Origin of the sequence: Paenibacillus silagei (assembly GCF_017874735.1) — a bacterium.
In the GTDB taxonomy this organism is placed as follows: domain Bacteria; phylum Bacillota; class Bacilli; order Paenibacillales; family Paenibacillaceae; genus Paenibacillus_AQ; species Paenibacillus_AQ silagei.
In genome coordinates this window covers 42,810-69,036 of sequence record NZ_JAGGLV010000012.1, presented here as the reverse complement: position 1 = coordinate 69,036, position 26,227 = coordinate 42,810, and the positions used below count along the sequence as shown (strand labels likewise).

The 26,227-nt window shown below is 52.9% G+C and carries 23 protein-coding genes and 1 other annotated feature; of the genes, 13 read left to right on the top strand and 10 right to left on the bottom strand.

Annotated features, from left to right (window positions below):
• Nucleotides 1-87: 87 nt before the first annotated feature.
• Nucleotides 88-1,089 (bottom strand): tryptophan--tRNA ligase, encoded by a 1,002-nt coding sequence (locus J2Z70_RS18345; RefSeq protein ID WP_209875680.1) that lies wholly within the window; start codon nt 1,087-1,089, stop codon nt 88-90.
• Nucleotides 1,090-1,133: 44 nt separating this feature from the next.
• Nucleotides 1,134-1,390 (bottom strand) — a binding site (T-box leader).
• Nucleotides 1,391-1,588: 198 nt separating this feature from the next.
• Here J2Z70_RS18345 and J2Z70_RS18340 point away from each other — a divergent pair.
• The 7 genes from J2Z70_RS18340 (at nt 1,589) to J2Z70_RS18310 (ending at nt 9,345) form a co-directional block, all read left to right on the top strand.
• A complete protein-coding gene (locus tag J2Z70_RS18340) occupies nt 1,589-2,467 on the top strand; it encodes a MerR family transcriptional regulator (protein WP_209875679.1) in 879 nt (292 codons plus the stop codon).
• Between the two features lie 33 nt (nt 2,468-2,500).
• Nucleotides 2,501-2,986, top strand: coding sequence for a GNAT family N-acetyltransferase (locus tag J2Z70_RS18335; RefSeq protein WP_209875678.1), 486 nt, complete (start codon nt 2,501-2,503; stop codon nt 2,984-2,986).
• 18 nt (nt 2,987-3,004) lie between these two features.
• Nucleotides 3,005-3,490, top strand: coding sequence for a GNAT family N-acetyltransferase (locus tag J2Z70_RS18330; protein ID WP_209875677.1), 486 nt, complete (start codon nt 3,005-3,007; stop codon nt 3,488-3,490).
• A 410-nt stretch (nt 3,491-3,900) separates the two neighbouring features.
• Entirely contained in the window at nt 3,901-4,839 is a 939-nt protein-coding gene (locus tag J2Z70_RS18325) for a ring-cleaving dioxygenase (RefSeq protein WP_209875676.1), read from the top strand.
• Between the two features lie 31 nt (nt 4,840-4,870).
• Nucleotides 4,871-5,464, top strand: coding sequence for a flavin reductase family protein (locus tag J2Z70_RS18320; protein ID WP_209875675.1), 594 nt, complete (start codon nt 4,871-4,873; stop codon nt 5,462-5,464).
• 281 nt (nt 5,465-5,745) lie between these two features.
• On the top strand, nt 5,746-8,175 hold the full coding sequence (gene helD / locus J2Z70_RS18315) for an RNA polymerase recycling motor HelD (RefSeq protein ID WP_209875674.1): 2,430 nt from the start codon (nt 5,746-5,748) through the stop codon (nt 8,173-8,175).
• Nucleotides 8,176-8,355: 180 nt separating this feature from the next.
• Nucleotides 8,356-9,345: an aldo/keto reductase family protein gene (locus J2Z70_RS18310; protein WP_209875673.1), complete on the top strand. Its 990-nt coding sequence runs from the start codon at nt 8,356-8,358 to the stop codon at nt 9,343-9,345.
• Between the two features lie 21 nt (nt 9,346-9,366).
• Here J2Z70_RS18310 and J2Z70_RS18305 read toward each other — a convergent pair whose 3' ends face one another.
• Nucleotides 9,367-10,251, bottom strand: coding sequence for a LysR substrate-binding domain-containing protein (locus J2Z70_RS18305; protein WP_209875672.1), 885 nt, complete (start codon nt 10,249-10,251; stop codon nt 9,367-9,369).
• Nucleotides 10,252-10,490: 239 nt separating this feature from the next.
• On the opposite strand from J2Z70_RS18305, the gene J2Z70_RS18300 reads away from it, so the two are divergent.
• The 5 genes from J2Z70_RS18300 to J2Z70_RS18280 all read left to right on the top strand — a co-directional run bounded on the left by J2Z70_RS18300 (nt 10,491) and on the right by J2Z70_RS18280 (nt 13,261).
• Nucleotides 10,491-10,877: a MerR family transcriptional regulator gene (locus J2Z70_RS18300; protein WP_342593030.1), complete on the top strand. Its 387-nt coding sequence runs from the start codon at nt 10,491-10,493 to the stop codon at nt 10,875-10,877.
• Nucleotides 10,874-11,413: a hypothetical protein gene (locus J2Z70_RS18295; RefSeq protein ID WP_209875669.1), complete on the top strand. Its 540-nt coding sequence runs from the start codon at nt 10,874-10,876 to the stop codon at nt 11,411-11,413. The genes J2Z70_RS18300 and J2Z70_RS18295 overlap by 4 nt, the downstream gene beginning before the upstream one ends.
• Nucleotides 11,414-11,436: 23 nt before the next feature.
• Nucleotides 11,437-12,165, top strand: a complete 729-nt coding sequence (locus tag J2Z70_RS33335; protein ID WP_245368337.1) for a CD3324 family protein — start codon at nt 11,437-11,439, stop codon at nt 12,163-12,165.
• Between the two features lie 128 nt (nt 12,166-12,293).
• Nucleotides 12,294-12,722 carry a ParB N-terminal domain-containing protein gene (locus tag J2Z70_RS18285; protein ID WP_209875667.1) on the top strand — a complete coding sequence of 143 codons (429 nt, stop codon included), beginning with the start codon at nt 12,294-12,296 and terminating at the stop codon, nt 12,720-12,722.
• Nucleotides 12,719-13,261, top strand: coding sequence for a P-loop nucleotide/nucleoside kinase family protein (locus J2Z70_RS18280; protein ID WP_209875665.1), 543 nt, complete (start codon nt 12,719-12,721; stop codon nt 13,259-13,261). The genes J2Z70_RS18285 and J2Z70_RS18280 overlap by 4 nt, the downstream gene beginning before the upstream one ends.
• A gap of 85 nt (nt 13,262-13,346) precedes the next feature.
• Here J2Z70_RS18280 and J2Z70_RS18275 read toward each other — a convergent pair whose 3' ends face one another.
• The 8 genes from J2Z70_RS18275 to J2Z70_RS18240 all read right to left on the bottom strand — a co-directional run bounded on the left by J2Z70_RS18275 (nt 13,347) and on the right by J2Z70_RS18240 (nt 25,330).
• Nucleotides 13,347-14,219: a hypothetical protein gene (locus J2Z70_RS18275; RefSeq protein ID WP_245368336.1), complete on the bottom strand. Its 873-nt coding sequence runs from the start codon at nt 14,217-14,219 to the stop codon at nt 13,347-13,349.
• Nucleotides 14,220-14,305: 86 nt separating this feature from the next.
• Nucleotides 14,306-14,800, bottom strand: coding sequence for an RNA polymerase sigma factor (locus J2Z70_RS18270; RefSeq protein WP_209875661.1), 495 nt, complete (start codon nt 14,798-14,800; stop codon nt 14,306-14,308).
• 210 nt (nt 14,801-15,010) lie between these two features.
• The gene (locus J2Z70_RS18265; protein ID WP_209875659.1) at nt 15,011-17,668 is read right to left on the bottom strand and encodes a family 16 glycosylhydrolase; all 2,658 of its coding nucleotides are present in this window, start codon (nt 17,666-17,668) and stop codon (nt 15,011-15,013) included.
• Between the two features lie 543 nt (nt 17,669-18,211).
• Nucleotides 18,212-19,783 (bottom strand): response regulator, encoded by a 1,572-nt coding sequence (locus tag J2Z70_RS18260; RefSeq protein ID WP_209875657.1) that lies wholly within the window; start codon nt 19,781-19,783, stop codon nt 18,212-18,214.
• 2 nt (nt 19,784-19,785) lie between these two features.
• Nucleotides 19,786-21,624: a sensor histidine kinase gene (locus tag J2Z70_RS18255; RefSeq protein WP_209875654.1), complete on the bottom strand. Its 1,839-nt coding sequence runs from the start codon at nt 21,622-21,624 to the stop codon at nt 19,786-19,788.
• 148 nt (nt 21,625-21,772) lie between these two features.
• Complete coding sequence (locus tag J2Z70_RS18250) at nt 21,773-23,443, bottom strand: extracellular solute-binding protein (protein WP_209875653.1); 1,671 nt, start codon at nt 23,441-23,443, stop codon at nt 21,773-21,775.
• A 45-nt stretch (nt 23,444-23,488) separates the two neighbouring features.
• The gene (locus tag J2Z70_RS18245) at nt 23,489-24,373 is read right to left on the bottom strand and encodes a carbohydrate ABC transporter permease (protein ID WP_209875651.1); all 885 of its coding nucleotides are present in this window, start codon (nt 24,371-24,373) and stop codon (nt 23,489-23,491) included.
• 36 nt (nt 24,374-24,409) lie between these two features.
• Complete coding sequence (locus J2Z70_RS18240; RefSeq protein WP_036729794.1) at nt 24,410-25,330, bottom strand: ABC transporter permease; 921 nt, start codon at nt 25,328-25,330, stop codon at nt 24,410-24,412.
• Nucleotides 25,331-25,479: 149 nt separating this feature from the next.
• On the opposite strand from J2Z70_RS18240, the gene J2Z70_RS18235 reads away from it, so the two are divergent.
• On the top strand, nt 25,480-26,223 hold the full coding sequence (locus J2Z70_RS18235; protein ID WP_209875649.1) for a glycoside hydrolase family 16 protein: 744 nt from the start codon (nt 25,480-25,482) through the stop codon (nt 26,221-26,223).
• Nucleotides 26,224-26,227: the final 4 nt, after the last annotated feature.

Sequence of the window (26,227 nt, the reverse complement as noted above, 5' to 3'; positions counted from 1 at the left end):
GAACGGAAAGAGACCTGACCTGTTCCAAGAGTGGTTTCTTTGTGTATTCAAAGACAAACAAATGATCACCACTGTCTTAAAACCGGTCTACGCATAACGTCCTATCCTCGATTTAACCTTCTTGAGCAACGGTCCCGCCAGGGCTCTTGCCTTCCGGGCGCCTTCACTCAAGATTGTGTCGATCTGCTCTGGCTCTGCCATGAGATCATAGTATTTCTTCCGTGGCTCCTCCAGAGCAGCATTAACTACCTGGAATAGCTCATGCTTGGCCTCACCCCAGCTAATGCCACTTAGATATTTGTCTCTTAACTCCTGCACTTGAGTGGGCGTCGCAAATTCTTTATACAACAAGAAAATATTAGAGGTCTCCGGGTCTTTCGGTTCCTGCGGAAGTGTAGAGTCAGTTTTGATTTTGCTGATCAGCTTCTTCAGGTTCTCTGCCGTTTCGAAAAGCGGAATCGTATTGTTATAGCTTTTGCTCATTTTCCTCCCGTCAAGACCAGGAATCACCGCTGTGCTCTCATCGACAATATAGTCAGGCAACTTGAACGTATCTCCATAAACCCGGTTGAAGCTTTCGGCGATATCTCTGGCGATCTCCACATGCTGAATCTGGTCTTTACCGACAGGGACCTTGTCTGATTGGAACAGCAGAATGTCCGCAGCCATCAGAATCGGATAGGTGAACAGACCCATATTAACACCAGTATCCGCATCCACGCCCAGTTGTTCATTTTGATCTTGAATCGCTTTGTAGACATGGGCACGATTCATCAGTCCTTTGGACGTCAGGCAGGCTAGAATCCAGCACAGCTCGAAGATCTCCGGCACATCAGATTGTCTATAGAAAATCACCCGGTCCGGGTTGAGTCCGAGTGCCAGCCAAGTGGCTGCGATACTATAAGACAGATCTCTGAACTCGTCTCTATTTTGTATGGAATTTAACCCATGGTAGTCGGCAATGAAGTAGAGTGAAGTGCAATCACTGGCCCCGGCGATTTGCAGTGCAGGTTTGATTGCTCCGATGTAGTTCCCCAGATGGACTTTGCCCGTAGGTTTAATTCCTGTTAATACAATGTCATTACTCATATTATCCCTCCGTCTATAAAATCAAAAAGGGGTCTTCTCATCCTGAAAAGGACGAGAAAACCCCGTGGTGCCACCTTAGTTAGTCCGAACGGTGATCCGGACCGCTTGAACGTATCGAAACCTCACTATAGGTTTGAATACGCGTCTCTTGTAACGACGAGACTTTCGCCAAAGCCTACTTCCTGAAGGTTCGGTTTGGATGCTCAGAAGCCCACTTCGGCATATTCCCTACACTGATTCGCACCTACCATCAGCTCTCTGAAGTATTCGTTATGCGTACTCTCTTCGTCATTGCAAAGTTATATAATATTGAATTAGTGTATTTATACAGTACTTTCTGGAGAATGTCAAACTTTAGTTCGCGTAGGGTTAGGAGTGAGTCCATGCAGACCATACGAGCAAAGCTGAAGGAGCATACGGCAGTAATCCAAATTCCTCCTTGAAGTTGCCGCTGCGTCAAGTGATAGGATAGGGATGTGATCACAGGAAGGAGGGAGAAATGAACAGGACGGTTGTTAGCATACAGCAATTGTCGGAGCAACTCGGGCTGACGAGCCGCACCTTGCGGCACTGGGAAGCAGAAGGATTGTTTCAGAGTAAGAGAGAGGTATCTTCCGGCTGGCGTACCTACGATGAACATGCGCTTAAGTGTATCAGGATCACAGCACTGCTGCGGAGAATGGATATCCCGATCAGAGAAATACAGGCTGTCTTGGATAAAAGTTCTGTGCCTGTGCTTAAGCAGGTTATACAGAACAGGATACTTGCTCTACAGGTGCACCAGGAAGAACTAGAACAGATGGGACAGCAATTACATCAGGTACTCGATTACCTGAATACTTCCAATAAGAGAACCTCCATTCAGGAGGAACTGCTTAGCGAAATGGAGAATGTCTTTATGAGTAATGTAACCGGACAGTCCACATTTAAAGTGATTACACTGCCAACTATGAGGGTAGCCTTTCATATCGTGGTAGACGTTTCTCCGGAAGACAAAGCGATGGGTCCTATCATGGATTGGTTGGAATCCGCAAAGCTCCTGGGCACGGCGCGGTTATTCGGCGGGAATATGAAGCCTATGCCAAGTAGTGCTGGTAAACCCTATGGCTATGGAATGTGTGCGACAATTCCTGAAGGAATCAGCGTGCCGGAACCCTTCAAGGAAATGACCCTGCCCGGGGGGCTATACGCCAAGCTGGACAGCAGCGAAGACATTGGCGGCTCCTGGAAGACACTGATGGATCAGTTAGCCCATAGCCAAAAGTACCGCTCGGACCGCAGCAGACTTTGCCTGGAAGAGCATATCCGCAATGACAGCCCTGCGGGCAGTGGGAATTTGTATGATTTGAGTCTGCTGGAACCTGTGGTGTTAAAGTGAAAGTTACAACACCCAAGAAAAGAAGGGAATTAAATGAACATTGAGTTCAGTAAAATCAGCCAGTTTGAACGGGGAACATTGCTTGAACTATTGAAGGATGCTTATTCCTTCGACCGCAGGTATGAGCAGAACTGTCTGGAGGATTGGCAGGAGTTCGACAACTTTTTCTTTGACAATCTGCAAATTGCAGATAAATATGGGTTCATGACTACGCTGCATGGTAAGGCTATTGGCTTCGTATCCTGGGACCCGAGGCAAATGCCACGATACGCTGAAATTGGCCATAACTGTATTGCAACTGCCTACAAAGGCAAAGGCTACAGTACCATGCAGCTTCAAGAAGCGGTCGACCGAATCCTGCGGAATGAAGTCGGGCAGATTCGGGTGACCACCAATGATGATCTGATCCCAGCCCAACGGATGTATGAGCGCGTTGGTTTTATTTTGCAGCAGAAGCGGGACATGGGGCCTGGCTCCGTACTTAAGGGTGAACATTGGGACTACGTGTATAGGGTATAAAGCCAGGAGGTACATACAATGAAACAGTCAGAGGTTACATTAAGTAAAGCTACGTTGGAGGATGCGGCGGATATTCATGCTATGCAGCTTCAGGCCTTCCTGCCGCTCTTGGAGAAATATCAGGATTATGAGACAAATCCGGCTAATGAAACGTTGGAGAGGCTCGTAGAACGGATGAATCAGGATTTTGTTGATTACTATATCATCCGAAACGCCGGAAATGCTGTAGGCAGCATGAGAGTCAAGAAGACAGATGAGCATCATTACTGGCTCGGTCAATTATGTGTAGTTCCGCAATCCCAAAGCCAAGGCATCGCCCAGCAGGCATTCGCCCGGATTGAAGAGATCTATTCGGATGCGAAAACGTGGGGGCTGGCGACCGTCGTGCAGGAGGAGCGAAACTGCTACTTGTATGAAAAGCTGGGCTACAGAAGGACGGGTGAGACCCAACAGATCAACGACAGGCTGACCTTGTGCTTTTATGAGAAAAAGCTTGTTAAGTAAAGTTAATGCTGATAGCTAAGAAATACTGCATAAATTGCAACTCTGGTTGATTAATACCTAAGTATTCGGGAGAAATGTTGTATAAAAAGCAGGAATAGTTCCGTCCAGCTGTCTGGTGGATGCGGAAAGCTGCCTTTTGTGCAACATTTTTTGATTACGGGCCATAGAGTGAGCAGAATGTTGCAATATGTGCAGGATTGTCACAGTTCATCTAGTAAAATGTGTTCAAAAACTATTAGTTCAGCGGCCTCTTCTTAAGAAGGGGCTATTTATTGTACTTAAGTACTTGACAACTGTAACTATAGAAAGTAAAGTAAGGATATAAAATATCTTAACTTAAAGATAATGTTTAACCAAATATCTTAAAGTAAAGATATAATTCGAATGAATCAACTTAGGAGGCAATTCAAATGAACAAACAAACCATGGGTATTCATCATATCACCGCTATTGTCGGGCATCCGCAGGAGAATATGGACTTTTATGCAGGGGTACTGGGGCTGCGGCTGGTGAAGCAAACGGTCAATTTCGACGATCCGGGAACGTATCACTTCTACTTCGGCAATGATGGCGGGAAGCCGGGAACGATTATTACCTTCTTCCCGTGGGCGGATGCGTATCAGGGTAAGATCGGCGGCGGGCAGGTTGGTGTGACTTCATATGTGATTCCGGTCGGGGCGATGGCGTTCTGGAGAGAGCGGCTCACGGCATTCAAGGTGGCTTACACAGAGATGGAGCGGTTCGGAGAGCACTACCTGGAATTCGATGATCCGCACGGTCTGCATCTGGAGCTGGTGGAACGGGAGGCGGGTGAGCGTAATGAATGGACTTTCGGTGGCATAACGCCTGAGGTTGCAATCAAGGGCTTCGGCGGCGCAACACTGCTGTCCACTCAACCTGAACAAACGGCGGAGCTGCTGGAGAAGGTGATGGGACTTACATTCGCAGGGCAGGAAGGTGATGTCGCCCGTTACCATTCGGCTGCGGATCTTGGAAATGTGGTTGAGCTGAAGGTAACGGCTGTACCGCGCGGTGAAATGGGTGTCGGCACCGTACATCATATCGCCTGGAGAGCGAAGGATGATCAGGATCAGCTTGAATGGCAGGAAGTTGTACATGATAATGGATATGGGGTAACGCCTGTGCAGGACCGGAATTATTTCAACGCCATCTACTTCAGAGAGCATGGGGAGATTCTGTTCGAGATCGCTACCGATCCTCCGGGCTTCGCTCATGATGAAACGCCGGAGACGATGGGGACCAGCCTGATGCTGCCGGAACAATACGAGCCGCACAGAGCACAGATTGAACAAGTTCTGCTGCCGGTTACTGTAAGAGAGCTTGACTAATCTGCTTTGACATTAAAAGGGAGGCACGAGCATGATCACTATTGATCCGCAGCAGGGCACCGAACGGGATAATTATAAGCTTCTGGTCGGGACGATTATTCCGCGTCCGATTGCTTTTGTAACTACCTTGTCGGAGGATGGGGTCTTGAACGGTGCGCCGTTCAGCTACTTCAATATTGTATCCTCCAACCCGCCGATGATTTCTATCTCTATTCAGCATGCCGGGGGTCAGTCCAAGGATACTGCACGCAACATCAAGCACATGAAGGAGTTTGTGGTTCATATTGTGGATGAGCAGAATGTCAGACAAGTGAATATGACTGCTGCACCGTTGCCGCCTGACCAGAGTGAGGTCGCCTTAGCAGGTATGACGCCTGTGGATAGCCAGCGAATTAAGGTCCCCGGCGTCCAGGAAGCGAAGGTGCGGATGGAATGTGTGTTGGAGCATTGCCTGGAGCTGCCGAATAATGACCTAGTGATTGGCAGGATCGTGCAGTTTCATCTGGACGAAGAGATTTACGAACAGGGAAGGATTGATCCGGTACGATTAGGGGCGGTAAGCCGGTTGGCAGGGAATAACTATGCGGGGATTGGGGAGATTTTTGAGATCGAGAGACCGGTGTAACGGCTGTGCTGGTGAGCAGACGGTTAGCCGTTTCAGCGGGGAATACAAGGACAGGTTATCACCTAAACAACAAAACCCTGGCGCAAGCGCCAGGGTTAATTATGATTCAGGAAGTATTGCATACAAAGAAATAATATGCTAATGTTAGAAGACTGTTGACTATTTTCGAAAATCAGATCGGAGGTAACGCATCTTATTTATATCTTAATTATAGCAAAGGGACATCCGGTTTGTCAACCCGCCTGTTTGGGACTATGTCAAGAAAGAGGAGTGATCAGGTGATGGAGAAGGTAAGCAGCTGGGAGCAGGAGCAGGAGTGGCTGGAGCAGGTCAAAGAGAAGCTGAAATCGGGGATCGCAAGCCTGGAGCCGGAGGTTGGCCAGCTGAAGGAGCAGGCTACGGACATCCGCCGGAGATTCTGGGAAGAGGTTACGGTCAATACGAGTACGGAGGAGGATTTCGAAGAGAGCTTCTTCACCATTACCCAGCAGGACGCAGTCCTGTCTGAACGGGAACGCAGTCATGCGCGGAAGCTGCGGCAATGGAAGAATATGCAGCGGCTGCTGCCGTCGCCTTATTTTGGCCGGATTGATTTTCACGAGGAGGGTCAGGAGGCTGTGGAACAGGTCTATATCGGAGTGTCCTCCTTCATCGAAGAGGATGGTCTGAGCTTCGTGGTCTATGACTGGCGGACCCCCATTGCGAGCCTGTACTACGACTATCCGCCAGGAAAAGCAGCCTTCGACACACCCGGAGGACGGATTAGCGGAACGATGGAACTGAAGCGGCAGTACCAGATCCGTGACGGTCAGCTCCAGCATTTGTTCGATTCGAGCGTTACGATCGGAGATGAGCTGCTCCAGCAGGTGCTTGGCAAAGGCGCAGATTCACAAATGAAGAGCATTGTAGCCACGATTCAGGCCGAGCAGAACGCGATTATTCGTAACGATACGAGCCGGATGCTTATTGTGCAGGGAGCGGCGGGCAGCGGCAAAACCTCGGCAGCGCTCCAGCGCGTAGCCTACCTGCTGTACAAACACCGCGAGCGGCTGACGGCGGATCAGATTGTGTTATTTTCCCCTAACCCGATGTTCAATAGTTATGTATCTACCGTTCTTCCGGAGCTGGGTGAAGAGAATATGCAGCAGACGACCTTTCAGGAATATCTGGAAACGTGGCTGGGTCAGGATTACCGGATTGAAGATTCGTTCGATCAGATGGAATATGTGCTTACCGCTCAGCAGGAAGAGGGGTATGAAGCCCGTCTCAAGGGAGTCGGATATAAGGCGTCGGAAGCCTTCCTCCGGGCACTTCAGGGTTATGCGCAGTGGCTGAAGCTGGAGGGGATGCTGTTCAAGGACATTCGCTTCCGGGACCGCGTGTTAATCTCGGGGGAGCAAATCAAGAGCAAGCTATACAGCTTTGATCCTTCGATTCGTCTGCCTAACCGGATTACGCTGGTGCAGAAATGGCTGCAAGAAGAGCTGGCCAGACTGCAAAAGCAGGAGCAGGGAGCCGCCTGGGTAGAGGAAGAGATGAATTACCTCGACAATGACCAATACGCTGAAGTATACCGGATGCTGCACAGGGAACGGGGCGTGTTTGATTTTGCCGAGAAATACCTCCGCCTTCAGGAATTGCTGGTCCACAAGCGCGAGCAGGATGAGAGTGACTTTGATTTCGCCGAACGGGAGGAAGAGCTGCTGGCCCAGATGATCGTGAAGGAGCAGTTCAAACCGCTGAGACGGGGGATCAGGAAGTTCACCTTTATCGACATGGCCGGGCTCTACCGTCAATTGTTCAGTGATGAAACGGCCTACAGGGAAATGACGGGTGAACCGGAGGTGCCGGAGCTGTGGCCGGAGATCTGTGCGCAGACCCGGAAGATGCTGGATAGCGGGACACTCTGGTATGAAGATGCGACCCCGTATTTGTATTTAAAAGAGCTAATCGAAGGTGTGCGGACGAATACGCAGGTGCGGCATATTTTTGTGGATGAAGGCCAGGATTATTCCATGTTCCAGTATGAGTTCCTCAAAAAGCTGTTTCCGCGTGCCCGCATGACGGTGCTGGGAGACTTCGGCCAGGCGATCTTCACGCAGGCGACGAATCTGTATGGAAGCAGCTCACCGCTGCTGAAGCTTTATGGAGAAGAAGAGACTAGCCAGTTCCTGCTGGTCCGCAGCTACCGCTCGACCTTTGAGATTGTGGAGTTTACGAAGCGGCTGCTGCCCGGCGGCGAGGCGATTGTGGCTTTTGAACGGAGGGGCCGGAAGCCGGTATTGGCTAAGCTGGACAATCGTGAGTTGAGGGCGGAGCGCATCGTGAAAGATCTCGCGGAGCTTCAGGCTGAAGGCTATAGCTCCATCGCTGTGATTACGAAGACGGCCGCAGAGAGCAGAGAAGCTTATGAGTGCCTGACTGCCCAAGGTGGCGCCCCGGAGCTGAGGCTCATTACGAAGAATACGCCCACTTTTGAAAAAGGAATACAGGTGATCCCCGCTTATCTTGCCAAAGGCGTGGAGTTCGATGCCGTACTGATCTACGACGCCTCCCCGCAGACGTATCACAGGGAGAGCGAGCGGAAGCTTTTTTATACGGCATGTACCCGGGCTATGCACCGGCTGCAGTTGTATACTGCAGGGGAGTGGACGCCGTTTGTCGGTGGGGTAGAACAGGGGTTGTATGAGCAGACAGTAGCTACGCTATAGATCTAAGAAGGCCTCTCCATTTTAATGGAGGGGTCTTTGCATGTTGAGCCAGGTTTACCTAAAAGAATGCATTGAATGACTCTGTGATACTTTTTTCATATCAAAAGAATAATTAAAAGATATTTCACCTATTAATAGTAATTTGTTACGCTTAAATGGCTATTAAAAGGAGGTAAGAAGATGGAATATCGTAAATTGGGTGCCAGCGGCTTATCGGTCAGTGAGATTGCTTTTGGAAACTGGATTACGCATGGGGCTCAAGTGGATAATGACACCGCCAAAGCTTGTGTCCATGCTGCATTGAATGCGGGAATTACTACATTTGACACCGCAGATGTGTATTCGGATACGAAGGCGGAGACGGTGCTGGGACAAGTCTTAACAGGTGTGCGGCGGGAGAGCATCGAGCTATGTACCAAGGTCTATCAGCCTACAGGAACAGGCCCCAATGACCGGGGATTATCCCGGAAGCATATCATGGAAGCTTGTAACTCCTCGTTGAAAAGGCTGCAGACGGATTATATAGATATCTATTATGCCCATAGATTTGACAATAAGGTTTCGCTGGAGGAGACCTTCCTGGCCTTCTCTGATCTGGTGCGTCAAGGGAAGGTTCTGTATGTGGGGATCAGCGAATGGAGGGCTGAACAGATTACACAAGCCTCGGTGTTGGCCCGGGAGCTGAGGGTTCCCTTGGTGGCTAGCCAGCCGCAATATTCGATGTTATGGCGGGTGATCGAAGCGGAGGTTATCCAGGCTTCTGAGCAGGAAGGAATCGGGCAGGTTGTCTGGTCACCGCTGGCCCAAGGCATTCTGTCGGGAAAATATCTGCCGAATCAACCTGTCCCGCAGGGGTCCCGTGCTTCGACTTCAGCGGGTTCTCCGTTTTTTGAACGATTGGCTGGCCAGTGGCTGCACACAGAGGTTCTTACGGCGGTCTCCCGGCTGTCCTCACTTGCACACGAAGCGGGGCTGACCCTGCCGCAATTGGCCATCGCATGGGTGCTGCAGAATCCGCAGGTGTCGGCTGCAATCATTGGGGCATCCAGACCAGAGCAGGTACAAGAGAATGTTAAGGCTTCAGGGGTGCGTCTTGGATCTGATTTGCTGAGTGAGATCGACAGAATATTAGAGGGGCTAGTTGAGCGTGCTCCTGCAAAAACCGGGTGAATAACGCTGTCCGCTCACCTTTCACCTGGAATTATGTTCTTGTAAAATCTCTATAAATGCAGGGAGGATGGCCTGATTCGTATCCGTTCTCCAGGCGGCATAAAAGGGGACAGCCGGGACATTGTCTTCAAAGGGTCTGAATACGACTCCGCTGCGCTGGAAGACGGAAACTGAAGAAGGGACAATGGAAACCCCCAGGTTCGCTGCCACAAGGTTCACAATGGTATACATTTGCACGGCTTCCTGTACAACCTGAGGGTAGACATCATGCTCAGCGCAAAAGCCCATAATCAGATCATGAAAAGGAAGACCGTGCTTACGCGGAAAGAAGATAAAAGGCTCGGAACGCAAAGCGGAGACTGGCAATGCAGGCAGCTTGGCGAGCGGATGTTGATCAGGCAATACGGCAACCAGAGTTTCGTTGATCAAGCTGCAATGATTAATATTCTGTGCCGGCTCAATGAAGCGCATGAATCCAATATGGATGGTACCGTCGTGCAACGCCTGCCATTGCTGGGCAGAAGTCATTTCCAGCAGGTTTAGCTGTATTTGAGGAAACCGTTGCCGGAATATTTTGAGCACATCGACCATGATTCCGCCTTCTGCTGAACCGATGAATGCAATGTTCAAATGTCCAATGATGCCTTGGCTAGCCAGCCGTACAGTTTGAATAGACCGCTCCAGTTGAGATAAAACCCGGCTGGCTTCCTCATAAAAAACAGCTCCCGCCGGTGTGAGGCGGACCTGACGCTTGTTCCGTTCAAATAGCTTCACACCAAGCTCTTGTTCCAGGGCTTGTATCTGCTGGGTCAACGGAGGCTGTGTCATATGTAATTTCTCTGCGGCACGATGGAAATGAAGCTCTTCCGCAACCGCAATGAAGTATTTTAATTTTCGTATATCCATTGTTGTGGTCCTCTTTTCCGGTGCATAATGACTGAACGAGTCGTGAAGGCCGTTTTACATGAATGCTCACAAGAAGTTCCACGATTCCTTTTGGCATTATAGCATATAAGGAGAGTAACTTATTGACATTAACAATGAGTTACACTACACTGTAACATATACAGTGTAGTGTAACTTTTTTTGTTTGGATAAGAAAGGGGAGTAAGATGCATACGTACACTGCTAAGCAGTTGGCTGAGGTGTTACAGAATGAAGATCCGCAGATGAATCTGCGGACAGTCAGGTACTATACGCAGATCGGAATGCTGCCGCCGCTGGAACTGGTGGGCAATAAGAGGGCGTATACAGATAGTCATTTGCATTATTTACGGGCGATCCTTGTATTAACCAGGAGCGGCGAGACGCTGGCCTCAGCCCAAGAGAAGTTAGCCGGACTGACGATGGACGAAATCATGAAGCTGGGCGATAACCTGCGGCTTTACCAATCGGATCAGATGCTCCAGAGTGAGATGCATGTTGTTAGTGAGGATGTCATTCTCTCCGTTAGTCCGCGCATCTCAACGGCGCTGAAGGAGAAGATGCTTGAGACGATTACTAGACTACTTCAAGAGGAGGGGCAGGTATGATCCAAATGCGTTTTGCAAAATCTGCTATAGAGCAGGAAGAAGGAATGAATCATCTCTGGCTTCACATCGCGCTGCCCGGCGGGGTGCAGAATGCCCGCTTACAATTAATCCTTCCGGCAGGGCTTCACCGGTCCCCTAATCTGAATGGTGCTGTTGAAGATAGCAGTGGGAGAATATGGATTGACGATACGCAGTCAGTAACGGACCTGTACGTTGAAATCTTCACCCGGGAGCCAGTCCCTTGCGGGGAGTACAGCCTGGCGGCTGAATTGTCTTACACAGATGGTAATGGCGTGTTCACTACTGTACAGGAGGATATTCCGCTGCTGGTGGTGTCCGAGGAAGAAGCGGCTGAGATCCGAACGGATGAAGAGGTTGTACGCAGAATTAAAGAGCTGCGTGTCCTGCCGGACGGCGGCGGGGCCAATTCGTCTACGTCTATCGAATATACTCCGGCAAAGCTGATTCGCTTGGACTCCAGCCATGTATCGGAATGGGAGAAGAAATACCGCGTGGAAGGCGCTCTAGAATTGTAAATGATCTACAGGCAGGTGAACCTATGAACTATGAGAATGCCGGGGAGCTTTTGCCGGAGAAGCTGCTTAAGGAAGTGAAGAAATATGCGGCGGGCAAGCTGCTGTATATTCCGCAGGATGATGATAAGAAGGCGTGGGGGGAGGCTTCGGGCTACCGCCAGCTTCTCGTCAGACGCAACCAGCTGATCTACAATAAGTATCTTCACGGAACCCCAATCGCTGAGCTGTCGAAGGAATACTATCTGTCCCAGGAGACCATTAAACGTATTGTATACTCCAAAAAGAACACCAACAAACTGGATTACGATCCCACAGCACCGTCCGCCGCAGCATACGCAGAAGCAGGGATGCTGGAGGAGTGGGTGCATACCTATGTGCTGTTCGGCCGCCGCAACAAGAATTTCTCGGAAGGCCTTGCACTGATAAACAGAACGTATGAGGGTCCGCTGTGGATCCCGCTCTCCTTACTGGACAGAACGAGCGGACCGGAGAGCGGGATGAAGTGGAGGGTGGACCGGGAGGATTTTGAGCAAAAGGTTATGCACTGGACCAAACAAATTCAAGCGGGTGAAGCCACTCCGCCCCTCATCGCGAAGGTTGCGCAAGGGAGGATGGAACTGAACTGCGGTAATCCGTTACTGGAAGCGCTTCATCGTACTGGTGTAAGCGAATATCCTGTCATTGTCTGGATGACGGAATTAGCCGGTGACGAGCAATATCTGAAGCAGTATGTGATGTACACACCGGACTGAGCGGATATGGCGGGAATAGTTTAAATTATTCTCGATATAGAAGGACTGCTGCTCTCACGGCTATGATGAAGACATCCCACAAGGAAAGGCAGACATTCAGGATGATATACGGAACGGCTGGTTGTGCAATGGAGTATGCCCGGCGGGGGGCTATCCACGAGTGGCTGCAGCTTTTTTTGCGGAATGACGGGAAGAATGTGGTGTTGGCAGACGGATTATTGCTGGAACCTCGAGTCTATACAGGTCCGGTGGCTGTGGATATCACGAGGTTCGGAATAGAGGAAGGTGCACCCTCGTATCTGACTGAATTAGATGAAAAAGCCCGTTTCTTCAGTATTGTAGAGTCGATGACAGCCTGTTACAGCAAGTGGGATATGCCTCCGTTAATTGTAAATTATGCTGACGGGAAGTTTGCAATCAATGACGGACGCCACCGGAATGTGGCCTTGCGCCGGATGAACATTACGCATGCACCCGTAGTGTTCTGGACAAGCTCGGAGGCGGATCAGCGGTACATATCGGAATATTTGAGTGAAGAGGGGATGGAGGACATATGACTACCAAGTTGCCATTATTCATTATCACCGGAGCCAGCGGAGTAGGTAAAACCACGGTCATGCACGAGCTGAGGAAGCAGATGCCGGAATTTGTGCTGTTCAGTACGGATGATGATAACTTCGGAAGCACGGGGAAGAAGCTGGAGTATCAGGACCGGTATAATGTGCTCTTTCATTGTGCGCGTGCCGTTGCGTTGTCGGGAAGAGGGACGATTATTTGCGGGACGATGATGGCCTGGGACGCCAAGAAATGCGATGTGTACGATGCCTTCAGTGAAGTGCACTTTATTAACCTGCATTGTGACGATGCCACCCGAAATGCCCGCCTGCGGGGCCGGGAGGATGCAGCTATCTGGACTGAAGATATGCTCAGGCAGCACGAGGAATTCGCGCAGTGGCTGCTGGACCATGCCGATACGGAATATGATCCGCCGATGCCTACTTTTGACTCCACTTCTACACCTACGGCCGCGCTGGCGGAACAGATCAAGGAGTATATTAAGGAAAAATGGAAGGGTAGCACGGGAATTTTCTCTTAGGTGAATAAATCTGCGGTGTATAGGATGGTTTACTTTCTATCGTATGTAAAAGCTTAAGGCCATCCCGGGAGGGATGGCCTTTGAACTATTTTAGGTTATCCCACAGCGCCTGGAAGGCCCCGGGCTCAACCTCGAAGAATACTGGCGCATTGCCGTAGCGCACAAGTCCCTTGCCGAACAAGGTTAGCTCTACCCGGGCTTTGTCAGCAAGTTCGAGGTAAACCAGCTTGCGGTCCTCATTGTCATAGATGCCTTGCGCCATGAGCGAGTCTGCGGACAGCGGCTTGGCGGCATTAAGCGCGCTCAGGAAGCCGTTAAGCGCTGCGCCTTCCGGCAGCGGAAGGTATTGCTGCTTGCCGTTGTTCCAGCTATCGAAGCTCTCCCACTGGGCAGAGGCAATGCGCCCGTCCAGGTTCAGCTTGCCGATCAGATCGGCTCCGCTGTTCACGGTAATTCCGTTCGTATGTTCGTACAGCTCCGCGAACACCTGACCGTCTGCCTCTGTATAAGACATGACCAGGAAGCCGGAATCATATCCTTTGACAGCATAGATATCTGTCTCCCCGATGTTCGAGGCCAGCTCCGTATACGCATCCTTGCCGCTCCATTCATCAATTCCGCTGGTCGTGCGGCCCAGCTTTTCCCCGCGCAGTGCAGCCGCATCGGCCGCCTCAATGCGGATCGCCGCCTGGGTATAGATATTGCCCTGGTAGACGACCAGGCCGATCATATCGGCCACAGCACCAGAGCTTTTATCCGGCAGCTCGATCTTGGGAATGACGACTCCGGCAGAATTCCCGGCCGCAGGTGTGCCCGGCTCTACCTGGGCTACTTGATTCGGGGAAGACGTTCCGCCCAGCTGCTTCATCACGCTTGGTCCGGCTAGGCCGATACCGGCAGCAACCAGTACGCTTGCTGCAATATAGACCATTTTACGCGGACGGCGCTTTTGTTCCATTTTACCTTCTAAACCTTGCTTCATTTCTCTGCTTGAACTCATAGTATCCACCGCTTTCTTATATTGGGTTCGAAACTGATCTTCCTTCATTCCGCTTCTGCTCCTTCCAGCTCCAGTCTTAACAGCTGCCGCCCGCGTTGAAGTCTCATCTTCACGGCAGACTCGCTGATCTGCAGAATTCTGCTGATCTCCTGGACAGCGTAATCCTCATAATAGTACAGATGAATGACAGTCTTATACTTCACCGGCAGTGCCAGCACGAGCTGCAAGACCGCCAGCTCCTCGGGGTTATCGGCCGTAACTGGCTCCACCCCTTCGAGCTTGACCTCGCGCTTGCGCCAGCCTCTGCCCAGCAGATTCTTGCAATGATTGGTGATGACCCGGATCAGCCAGGCCTTCTGGTGTTCGTCATCTTTGAATACGGGAGCCTTCTCCATCAGCTTGATGAAGGTGTCCTGCGTAGCCTCTTCGGCATCCTGGCGGCTGCCCAGATGAACCAGGGCAATCCGGTACAGCATATCTGCATATTGTTCGTAGCTCTTCATCACAGGATGGCCCGGCCGGGTCATGGGTTGCTGCATGAGGTTATGCCCTCCTTTATCTATAACACCCTTTAGGACGGCATCCGGTCACATTTTGTTTCCGGGAATTTATTCTGCTTGTTCTAAGCTCACCCTGATACAGCAAAAAACAGGGGATGAAGAAGTCCATGACTTCCTCATCCCCTGCGATAGATGTCCTATGAAGCGCCGGCTCATCCGGCCGCTTATCTGTTTGAAGCAATCCCGCGGTTACTCCGGCGTTCCTTGGGTTACCCCGTGTATATAAGTCTTCCAGGGGGTGTCCAGCGCCCCTTGGCCCGGATTGTAAGTGAAGAAATACTCTACGGAATCGCCTTGCTGCACGTTATTGACCGCGTAGGTGTAATTGCCGTTGCCTGCGGAGGTCATGGCTACGTTCTGCTGGCCGCCGCCGTTGATCTTGTAATGCAGATCGGCAAAGGTGGCGCCGTTCACATAAAAGAGCAGGTTATTGCCTGTTTTCTTCAAGCCGCGCACCTGATCGCCGATCACAATGGTTGCTGGCGGCGGGGAGACTACAGTGATTGTGCTGCTGGAAGTTTTGTTACCATCCGCGGTTGTTGCAGTAACGGTAGTGGTTCCCGTTGCAATTCCGGTAACAAGACCACTCTGGCTCACTGATGCAATGTTGCTGTTCGCTACAGTCCAGTTCACCTGTTTGTTGGACGCACCGGAAGGTGCTACGTTAGCTGTTAATTGGACATTCTGTCCAATCTCCACTTGGGAGGTTGACGGAGTTACGGTAACGCCGCTAACCGGAACGGTACCCGGATTGCCCGGGTTCCCGGGATTTCCGCCACCGCTGCCTTCCTTATACACCCGTACATAATCGACCTGCATCGTTGCCGGAATATCGGACGGAGCCGGAGTCAGTCCGCCGTCGAAATGTCCGCCCACTGCCAGATTCATAATCAGATAGAAGGGCTTGTCGAAGGGAGCATTAGGGTTGTTCGGTGCCGCTACAGAATACCACTGCTCTCTATTGACCTTGAAGAAGAATTTGCCGTCCACATACCATTTCACGTTGTCTTCTTCCCAGACCATGGAATATACGTGATAGTCGTTCGCAAAGGTCTGACCTTGCGGGAAGTGATACTCCCCGGCGATGTACTTGTTCACCGGCCATTGTCCGCCGAAGTGAACCGCGCCGCTGGTCGTGCCGGGCAGCCGTCCTTTGGCTTCCATAATGTCAATCTCGCCGGATGCCGCCCAGGCACCGTAAGCCGCATCCTGTGGAAGCATCCACAGGGCGGGCCAGATCCCGTTCCCTGTCGGCAGCTTGGCACGGATGTCCACCCGGCCGTACTGGAAGGATAGATGGTCTTTGGTGTTGATTTTGCCGGAGGAATATTGTGCATACCGGTTCGGGTCCTGCGGGAAGGACTTCGGATCGCTCTTGGCCCGGATATTCAGTTGTCCGTTCTGGACAAATACATTCTCGGTACTATTCGTATAATGCTGCAGCTCGTTATTCCCCCAGCCCCAGCTGTTAGGGTCATTGGTGATATAGTAACCCTGCTCATAGTTCCACTTACTGGTATCCAGTGCGGTTCCGCTGAACTCATCCTGCCAGAGCAGGTTCATGCCAGCTACGGCAGGATCTGACGGAGTACCTAACGTAATATCTTCCTGATCGCTTTCATCTGGACGCGGGGCATTCGGATTGCCGGTGAAGGTATAATACACATAATTGCTGGCGATATTGCCGCCCTGCTGGCCGTTTAACGGATAGCCGATGCGGATCTCCATATTCTCCTGGATCGGTTGGAACCACAATCCATACACATAATCTGCCCAATAGCCCCACTGGTTCGCCGCAGACATATTATTATAGCCGTTGCCTGCGTAGACGAAGCCGCTCTGGGCGGAAGTGCTCAGATCGACCCACTGGCCGCCGATTTTGATCTGATACACATATTTGTTCAGCTCGCTGCCGATTGGTGCACCTCCGTCAATCTTCGGCAAAGGGAAACCAATTGATCCGTTGTTATCTGCAGTGAAAGCTGTGCCTTCATAGGCGGTGAGTACATAGGAATTTCTGACCGGCTGGTTGAAGGTAAGGGTGTAGATCAGATTGGCTGATGAGGTCTTAGATTGCAGCTTCACATTGATCGATTCGGTGACGGTGAACCAGTATCCGCCGCCGCCTTCGGTGAACTGGCCGAAGTTGCTGTCGTAGATCCAGCCGCTGGCTGCATTGTTATCAATGTCAATCCAGGTGCTGCTGTTCACCGGCTTCACATATACCTTCAGATCATCGGCCACAGCTTCATAGGTGAGCGCCGGATCATTATTGAAGGTAGGGTAGGTGAAGCCTGCGCCGCCCGTGAAGCCTGCTGTAATCTGCGGGCCCTGGGTCGGTGCCATTGCGGTGATGGTGGTCTTGTTCAGGTTCTGAAAAGCCAGTGTATAATTCAGCGTAACCCCGCTATTCGCCTTGGAGTAGAGCTGGATCTCGGTTGTAGCCGAGAGGGTAAACCAGTAGCCGTTCTGGCCTCCATCGCTCCAGTGTCCCCAGTTCTGGTTGTAGACAAAGCCGCCAACGCTGTCGATGTCTACCCAATTGCCATTTACTTTCACTTTGACGCCTACATCATCCGAAACATCGCTCCAGGACGCAGTCCCGCCGTTGAATACCGGCATCACGAACCCGTAGCTCGCCTGCCCGACGCCTGATTTGGAGATGACCGGACCGTCTGCCGCTGAGAAATAAGCCATTGAGCTAACTGTAGTTCCTGCGGCCTCTGCGCGCTGAATGCCTGAAGCAGGGAGCTGGCCGATGCCGGACAGCAGCAGCAGGACCAGGAACAGACTAAGCACCTTCTGGTTGAAACCGGGTTGCGTTTGCATAGTATAAAGTCGCTTCATACTTGCCCTCCTTTAATAAAATGGTAGTGAAGGTAACCGCTTACATGTGAGAGAACATCTTTATTCTATCGAAACTTGTCAGCTGCTAAAAGGGACAATCCTTTTTGTTTTAACCCAATTTTTTGGGTTCTGCTGCCAGTGATGGGTTGATGCGGGGCGCGTGGGCCAAATGTATGCGGAAAACCGAACACATTGGGCTGGCGTGAGGCGAGTGGACCGCATGTATGCGGAAAACCGAACACATTGGGCTCGCTGAAGGCGCGTGGGCCAGATGTATGCGAAAAACAGCATACAATGGGCTCGCTGAAGGCGCGTGAGCCAAATGTATGCGGAAAACAGCATACAATGGGCTCGCTGAAGGCGCGTGGGCCAAATGTATGCGGAAAACAGCATACAATGGGCTCGCTGAAGGCGCGTGGGCGAAATGTATGCGGAAAACAGCATACAATGGGCTCGCTGAAGGCACGTGAGCGAAATGTATGCGGAAAACAGCATACAATGGGCTCGCGCTACCCGCGCGGGCCCACTGGGGTTCAGCTTTTTTCACAGCACCGTGTCCCGGTAATCCTCTTCAATGGCAGGCTTCCGGCGGATCAGCAGACGGTATTCGGTCGGCTGCATGTCCATGGCTTCGCGGAAGGCGCGGGTGAAGCTTTTGTAGCTCTCGTAGCCGACCATGGCGGCAATCTCAATGATCTTGTGATCGGTCTCGGCCAGCAGACGCCGCGCTTTGCCCAGACGCACATCACGCAGGTATTCGGCGAAGCCCTTGCCGATATTCTTCTTGAACTGGTTGGAGAAGTAGGCGTAATTCAGCGAGACATGATTGGACACCATGGCGAGATCCAGCGGCTTGTGGTAATTCTCGTGGATGAAGCGGATGGCCTCATTCAGATCCTGCGAGCTGCGGTAGCTGCACTTGTATTCATAGTAGAACTGGTCGAGCCGCAGGAGCTGCTGCTGTAAGGCCTGGATATATTCGCGGATGCCGGGATAGTCGAAGAGATTGCGCAGACACTCCAGATCCAGCGCTTCTTCACCCAGATAAGGACGGATGACACGCTCATAATCCTCCATCATCCGGACAACGGCGCGGCATAGCTGCTGGGTATAACGGATGTGATAGCGCTGAAGCACCTCCTTGTGGAAGAGGCTGGAGATCCCTTGGGTGATTCTGCCGCTGTTACTTGTGCCGGTTAACTGGAAGAGGGCGTACAGCTCCTCATAGGGAAGCTCCCAGTGCTGCTCCAGCCGCGCGATGTGCTGAGGCAGCAGGCAGCGCGTATCCGGGAAAAGAAAGCTGTGGCGGTACAGATCAAGCACCTGTGTATAACTGCCCGGCAGAGTGCTTAATCCTTGGTGCGGATCAGTCATGGCCGTGACGGCCCCGATCTGCTCTTCGCTGAGCGCAGCAGGCAAGGCTCCCGGATCTATGGCTGCATCCACGGCCAGGACCAGGTGGGGGCGGTGCTGGAGACAGATGCAGCCCTGTCTGCCGTACACACGGTAGGCCACGGCTTCGATGCTGTGACTGCTGCTGGCCCCCGGCTGGTTAATCCAGCGCTCCTCGCGCAGGTGGCAGAGGCGGTAGCTGCGCCACAGCCCCGGGTTCTGCTGCTCAGTCGCGGCAATCCACGCTTCATCGCCCGCCGCACCTTGCATATACATCCGCAGCTCCTTGCGGTCCGTCTCCCGGGCGCGCTGCGAGAGCCGCTCAATATTGCTGGTGAGCAATCTGCGCGTCTCGATCTCCTGCCAGATATGCTCCACCGAGACCTGCAGGTCTTCACGCTTCACAGGCTTGAGCAGGTACCCTTTGGCCCCGAGCTCAATGGCCTTCTGGGCATAGGCGAAATCGCTGTATCCGCTAATGATCAGATAATCCGCCTTCAGGCCTTCCTGCCGGCTTTGCGCCATAAGCGCAAGGCCGTCCATATCCGGCATGCGGATATCGGTAATGACGAGCTGGATGCTGTGCGACCGGAGAAGCTCCAGGGCTTCAAGCCCGTTAGCGGCGCTGTACATATGCCCCGGCTGTTGCGGGAACTGGCAGAGCATCGCCTGCAGCCCGTCACGGATATGCTTTTGATCGTCCACCACCAGAATATTGATCATGCCTACCAACCTCCAAGATTCTCATTTTCCCAGGGCAGCCTCAGGGTTACACAGGTATATTCCCCTTGGACGCTGCTGATCCACAGGCCGCAATCCGTGCCGTAATGGAGCTGCAGGCGCTTATGTACATTGTCCAGCCCCAGCCCGCTGCTGCTGCTGATAATCGGGGTATCAGAGTCGCCCCGCAGCACAGACTGCAGGCTGTCCAGCATCCGGGGCGCTACCCCGGCACCGTCATCGCGGATCTCGATCAGCAGCAGGCTGTCATTCTCTACCCGTACCGAAATGGTGATCTGAATACTGCCGCCGGAAGGGGCCGCATGGTGTACGGCGTTCTCGACAATGGGCTGCATGCACATCTTGGGGATGCGGTAGCGCTGCACCTCCGGCGGAAGATCTGCCGCGAGCTCAATGCTCCCGCCTTCCATGAAGTTGATGAACCGGATATAGCTGCGGATGTTGGCCAGCTCCTCGCTGAGCGCGACCGTATCGCTGCGCCACTGCATACTGTACCGCAGCAGGGAGCCCAGCGAGACCAGTGCGCCTGCAATGGCAGGCTGCCGTTCCACCTCTGCGCGCATTCTGATAGATTCCAGCGCATTGTACAGAAAGTGGGAGTTGATCTGCGAATGGAGAGAGTGGAGCTGCGCGTTCTTGGCAATAAGCTGCTTATCTACTACCTGTGTCATCAGCTGCTGGATTTCGTCCAGCATACTGTTGTAGCTGACGGCGACATAGTCAATTTCGTCACCGGTTTCGTTCGCGCCAAGGCCGGTATCAATCTTGGCATCCAGCTGGCCCCTGCGCACCTTGCGCATCGAGCCCAGCACCTTCTCCAGCCGGCGGAAGATGCGCCGGGTCATCCTCGATACCAGCAGCAGCATCAGCAGCAGGACGGAGGAGGTGATCGCGATGACCAGCAGGTATCCGTCGCGCGGACCTTTTGTCAGCTCATGGCGGGAAGCGATGTCTACCACATAGGCGTTGAGGGGAGCGATGTAACGGTACAGCGCATAGTAGGACTGATCCCCGGACTGGACGGTAACGGGACTCTTCTGCTCCAGTACGTCCAATTGTGCATGAACCCGGCTAAGGATATCGTCCAGCTTCGCTCCGGCTTTCTGCGGCAGCTCATGCCCCGAAAGATACACATTGCGGGAAGCATCCGCGCCGTCCATGATTACCGTGAAGAAGTCGCGCCCGCTGTCTTCCAGCAGGTCATTGAACAGCACGTTGTGCTTCGCACGGACCTCCATAATGGTGGGCAGCTTCTGCTGCTGGCCCTGAAGCCGCACCAGCCTGTAATAAGACAGCGTATCCGCGCCATCCTTGAAGGCAGACAGCCGGAACGCCGCGCCGCCCTCATCCCGCAGCGTCATCCAGTAGTCCTGCGGCCAGAACTTGGAGTAATGATAGATTTCCGGCCAGATCTCATAGACCTCAGGGTTATCGACATAGAAGCTCAGACTGCTGATCATCTCATGACTCTGAATGATGTTATGCATCTGTTCGTACTGGTTCTGCTTGAACTTCACAAGCCTAAGGCCGTCTGCGCGCATATTGGAGTGGATGAAATCCACGAATCCTTTCTGGGTCAGGGCGGTCGCGGAAGCGTTCTCAAGAAGTTCAAGCCGGCTGCGCAGCCGTTCGTTCAGCCGGGCCACATGATTGCTGCCTTCGGCCATGGCCTGCTTGAAGAGCTGGCTCTCCTGATTGCGGATGAACAGGAAGGAGACCACAATGGAGGGACCGGCGATCATCAGGCTGAAGGCCAGGAACAGCTTCTGCGAGATCGGGGCATTGCGGTATAGTCTTCGTATTGTGATCAGCAGTCTCTTCATCGGTAACCCCTCCCGTCCCTGTAATATAGTATAGATTACAAATAGGCTGGTAGGGAATAAGGCAATGCAGCCCTAAGCAGAATCTCCCCGATGCAGGAAATACCGGCCGCCCTCACGGCCGCCGGTACAGCTCCATTACTTTGGCGGGTTATTCCGCCATCTTGGCCTTGCGCGCATCCAGCTCGGTCTGGCGGTATTCCATCACCTGAGCGAACCCGTAGCTATCGCGGCGGGAGCGGAAGCCCTCGAACACTTTGTCAAAAGCCGCCTCATCCTTAGCTGTAATCAGCTCCGGCAGCACCTCTTCCCAGTTCTGGGAGATCCGCGACCAGGCTACCGCCACATCGGAATCGCCGAGCGGATCCAGCCCTTTGTAGATGCCGCTGTCAATATCGGCCTGCGCATTCGCGAAGTCCTCCATCTGCTTGATGACCGGAGCCTTCTCCGGTCTCCACTGGTTGACGATGACCGGATTGCGCATCATCCAGTAGGTGTCCATAATCCCGTATTCCTTCTCCAGCTTCTCGATATTGCTGCCCAGCATCTCGGCGAATTCGGCCTTGAGCTGCGGCTTGCCGCCCGCCGAATCCCAGGTCTCGCCTTCCTTGCCGAGGAACAGGTCACGCTGGCCCTCCTCGCTGGCGAGGTAGGTCAGGAAGCGGATCGCCCGCTCCGGGTTCTTCGTGGATTTGCTGATCATGGTCACCATCCAGCCGTCCATATTGCCGGGGAACAGCTTGGCGCTCTCGCCTTTGCTGTTCTGCGGCCCGTCAACCGCGATGTAATAAGAGTCCGGGTTAGCTCCGGCAGCAAGCATGGGGTTGACCGCTGACATGCCGGTCCATTCGCGGATCATCATGAAGTAGCGGGCGTTGTTCGTTTTCTCCTCTACCTGGGTATCTGAATCCACCAGGAAATCGACGTTAATCAGTCCGCGCTCGTACGCTGTGCGGAAGGTTTTGAGCCAGGCGATGTAATCAGGATCGGTAATACGGTCATATACTTTGCCATCCTTCTCATGCGGAACCGCCAGCAGATTCTGGAGGTATTCCGTCATCCCGTAAGGCACATTGCCCTGGGCGAAAAAGGGGCTGATCGGCTGGCCCTTATACTCGGGGTACTTATCCTTCAGCAGTTGCAGCGCACCCAGGAAGCCCTCTGGAGTACTGAGGTCCGGCTTGCCCATCTCCTCATACAGATCCTTGCGGACCAGGAAGGTCTGGTTGGCCGCCGTCATGCCGGTCTCGTGCATCAGGTTGGGGCTGTAGGAGTCATTCGGCACCCCGTAGGTGTTGCCGTTCTCCTGCCGGTACCACTTCAGCGTGCCGTCACCGGCGACCTTGAAGAAGTAGGGATCATACTTGTCGGCCAGTTCATTGAGCGCATAGACATGATCGCCTTCCCACAGCTTTTTGACCGCAGTCTCCCAGGAGCCCATGCTGATCAGGTCCGGAAGCTTGCCGGAGGTCATCATCAGCGTAACCTGCTCATTCGCTTCCCCTGAGGGAACCTCCAGCTTGACGTTCACGCCCGTCTTCTCGGTGACATACTTGGAGGCTAGGCTCTCACCCCAGGTGTGGGCATACCAGTTCGCGCCGACGAACCAGGTGAGATCCACCGGACTGGTATCGAGCTTCCAGGCGGGCTCCTCCGCATTCAGCTTGGTCTCGGTCTGCGGTTCCGGTGACGCTTCGGCCTGAGGCGCAGCCGTCGGCATATTCTCCTTAGTGGCGGAATTGCTGCTGCAGGCGGCTATGCTTAAGGCCAAGGTTACGGTCATCATTGCGGCCAGGATGGGGCGTACAGGTTTGCTTTTCACAGCATAATCATCCTTTCGGGTTAGGTGTGGTTAGACTTCCTACGGTTATCCCTTAATCGCGCCGATCATCACACCCTTGACCAGATAACGCTGAATGAAGGGGTAGAAGATCAGGATCGGCAGCGTAGCCACCATCATGGACGCGAATTTGATCGAGTTGCCGGGCAGCCGGGCACCGAATTGGGCCATAGCCTGCTGCTGCATGAAGGACATGGAGTTCTCGGCGATGATTTTGTACAGCATGGTCTGCAATGGCAGCAGCTCCTGGGAATGGATGTAGATAACACCCTGATAATAATCATTCCAGTGATAGACGGCGGAGAACAGGGCGATGGTCGCAATGACCGCCATGCTGTTAGGCAGTACAATCCGGAACAGCACGCCGTAATCCGAAGCGCCGTCTACCTTGGCCGACTCCTCCAGGCTGTCAGGAATGGTACGGAAGAAGCTCATGAAGATGACCATATTAAAGAAAGTATACATGGACGGGATGATGAACACCCAGAAGCTATCATACAGGCCGAGCTTCGTCATGAGAATGAAGGAGGGGATGAGCCCGCCTGAGAAGAGCATGGTGATCAGAGAGATTTTGAGATAGAGCTTGCGGCCGATCAGATTCGTCTTGCTGATTCCGTAAGCGATGATTGCGGTGAAGAGCACATGCACCACCGTTCCGATAACGGTCCGCATTGTAGTGATGTAGAACCCGTTCATCAAGGTCTTATCGTTAAAAGCCACACTGTAGCTGGCCAGCGACAGCTCTGAGGGGAACCAGTTGACGGTACCGAGTGAAGCCTGCTCCGGCGAATTCAGCGAATTGACGAGCACGAACCACATCGGGTACAGCGTCAGGAAGCAGACGGCCAGCATCAAGAGTGTATTGAAGATCTCAAACAAGCCGATCCTCCGCAATCCTCCATGTCTTGCCATGAATCGTTGGTCTCCTTTCCAGGTGAATTCTTGTGTTCAAAAAATACTGTCCCCCGTAAGCTTCTTGGAGCTCTGATTGGCTAACAGCAGCAGTCCCAGCGCTACAATGGAGCGGGCGAACAGGACGGCGGTGGAGAAGGAATGGCGCCCGGAGACCAGCCCCATGTTATAGATGTAGAGGTCCAGGCTCTCCGCCATCTTCATGTTCATATTGTTCTTCAGCATGAAGATCTGCTCAAAGTTGCTGCCGAGAATGCCGCTGACGGCGAGGATGAAGAGGATGGCAATGGTCGGGCGGATGCTCTGTACCGTGATATGCCACATCCGCTGCCAGCGGTTCGCACCGTCCAGCTCCGCAGCTTCATACAGCCCGGGATCAATGCCGGCAATGGCGGCTATGTAGATGATCGCGCTCCACCCGGTCTCCTTCAGCGTATCGGTGAAGAAGGTGATCCACCAGAAGTACTGCGGCTCACTGTTAAACAGGATATCCCGGTCCTGAAGCCCCAGCGCCATCATCAGCTGGTTAATGACACCGCCTTCGCCCAGCCAGTTGAGGGCGATGCCGCCGAAGATCGTCCAAGCGATGAAATGCGGCAGGTAGGAGATCGTCTGCACCGTGCGCTTGAACCGCAGGCTGCGGATTTCATTCAGCAGCAGGGCGAATAGAATAGGGATGGGAAAACCGAGAACGAGCTTGATGCTGCTCATCCCGAGGGTGTTGCGGATCGAGCGCCAGAACCGGTCATCTGTCAGGAAATCGCGGAAATGCTTCAGCCCGACAAACGGAGATTCCAGCATTGGTTTCGCGATACTGAAATCCATAAAGGCTATGATCAGCCAGAGCATGGGGATGTAACAAAAGATAAACATCCAGAGAATGCCCGGGATTACCATGCTTTGCAGCTGCCACTGCCTAAGAAGCGCTTTCATTTGTCCCGTTCGGGTGTGGAACATGTACTGTACCCCCTTCCTTCTTCATCGTATGAAAAAGGCTGGCGGAAAAAAAGGCCATGATTATTGGCCCTATCCCAATTTTTTGGATTCCTCCCGCTGGGGGCGGAAATTCAGTATGCTGTGATTACATGAAGGGAGTGGGCCAAACGATGAACAGACTGGTATGGGAGCAGGATTTCCAAGGGGGGACTGCTGATTTGAAGCTATGGAACATCCGCCTTGGCAATGATCTGCTGGACAATGACGGGAAAGCGATCTTCCCGGGTTGGGGGAATGGAGAGCAGCAATTCTATACGGGGCGGCCGGGGAATCTGTCGGTTGGCGAGGAGGGACTGCGGCTGTGTGCGCGCCGTGAGGTCACAGAGCAGGAGGGGCGGAGCTTCGCTTATACCTCGGCCCGGATCGATACAAGAGATCACTTCGCGTTCTGCTACGGCAGGCTGACCGTGCGCGCCAAGCTGCCGGCCGGGCAGGGAATCTGGCCTGCGATCTGGCTGCTTCCGCAGGATCAGGCGTATGGACCCTGGCCGGCTTCCGGCGAGATCGATATCCTGGAGGCGAAGGGGCGTCTGCCCCGGAAGATAGCCGGAACTCTGCATTACGGTGCAGACATCGAGCGGAAGATTGTTGAAGAGTTCACTTACGAATTAGAGCGCGGAACGATTGAAGAATTCCGGGATTACACGCTGGAATGGCAGGAAGGTTCCATGAGATGGCTGGTGGACGGGCACTGCTTCGCCGAGCGGCGGCTTGAGCCGGGGATGCCGTTCGACCAGCCCTTTTATCTGCTGCTTAATCTTGCCGTTGGCGGATGGTATGACCCTGTCGCGGTAGATGAAGCTGCGCTGCCTGCGGTAATGACGGTGTCGGGCATCCGGCTGTATCAGAGCTAAGGAC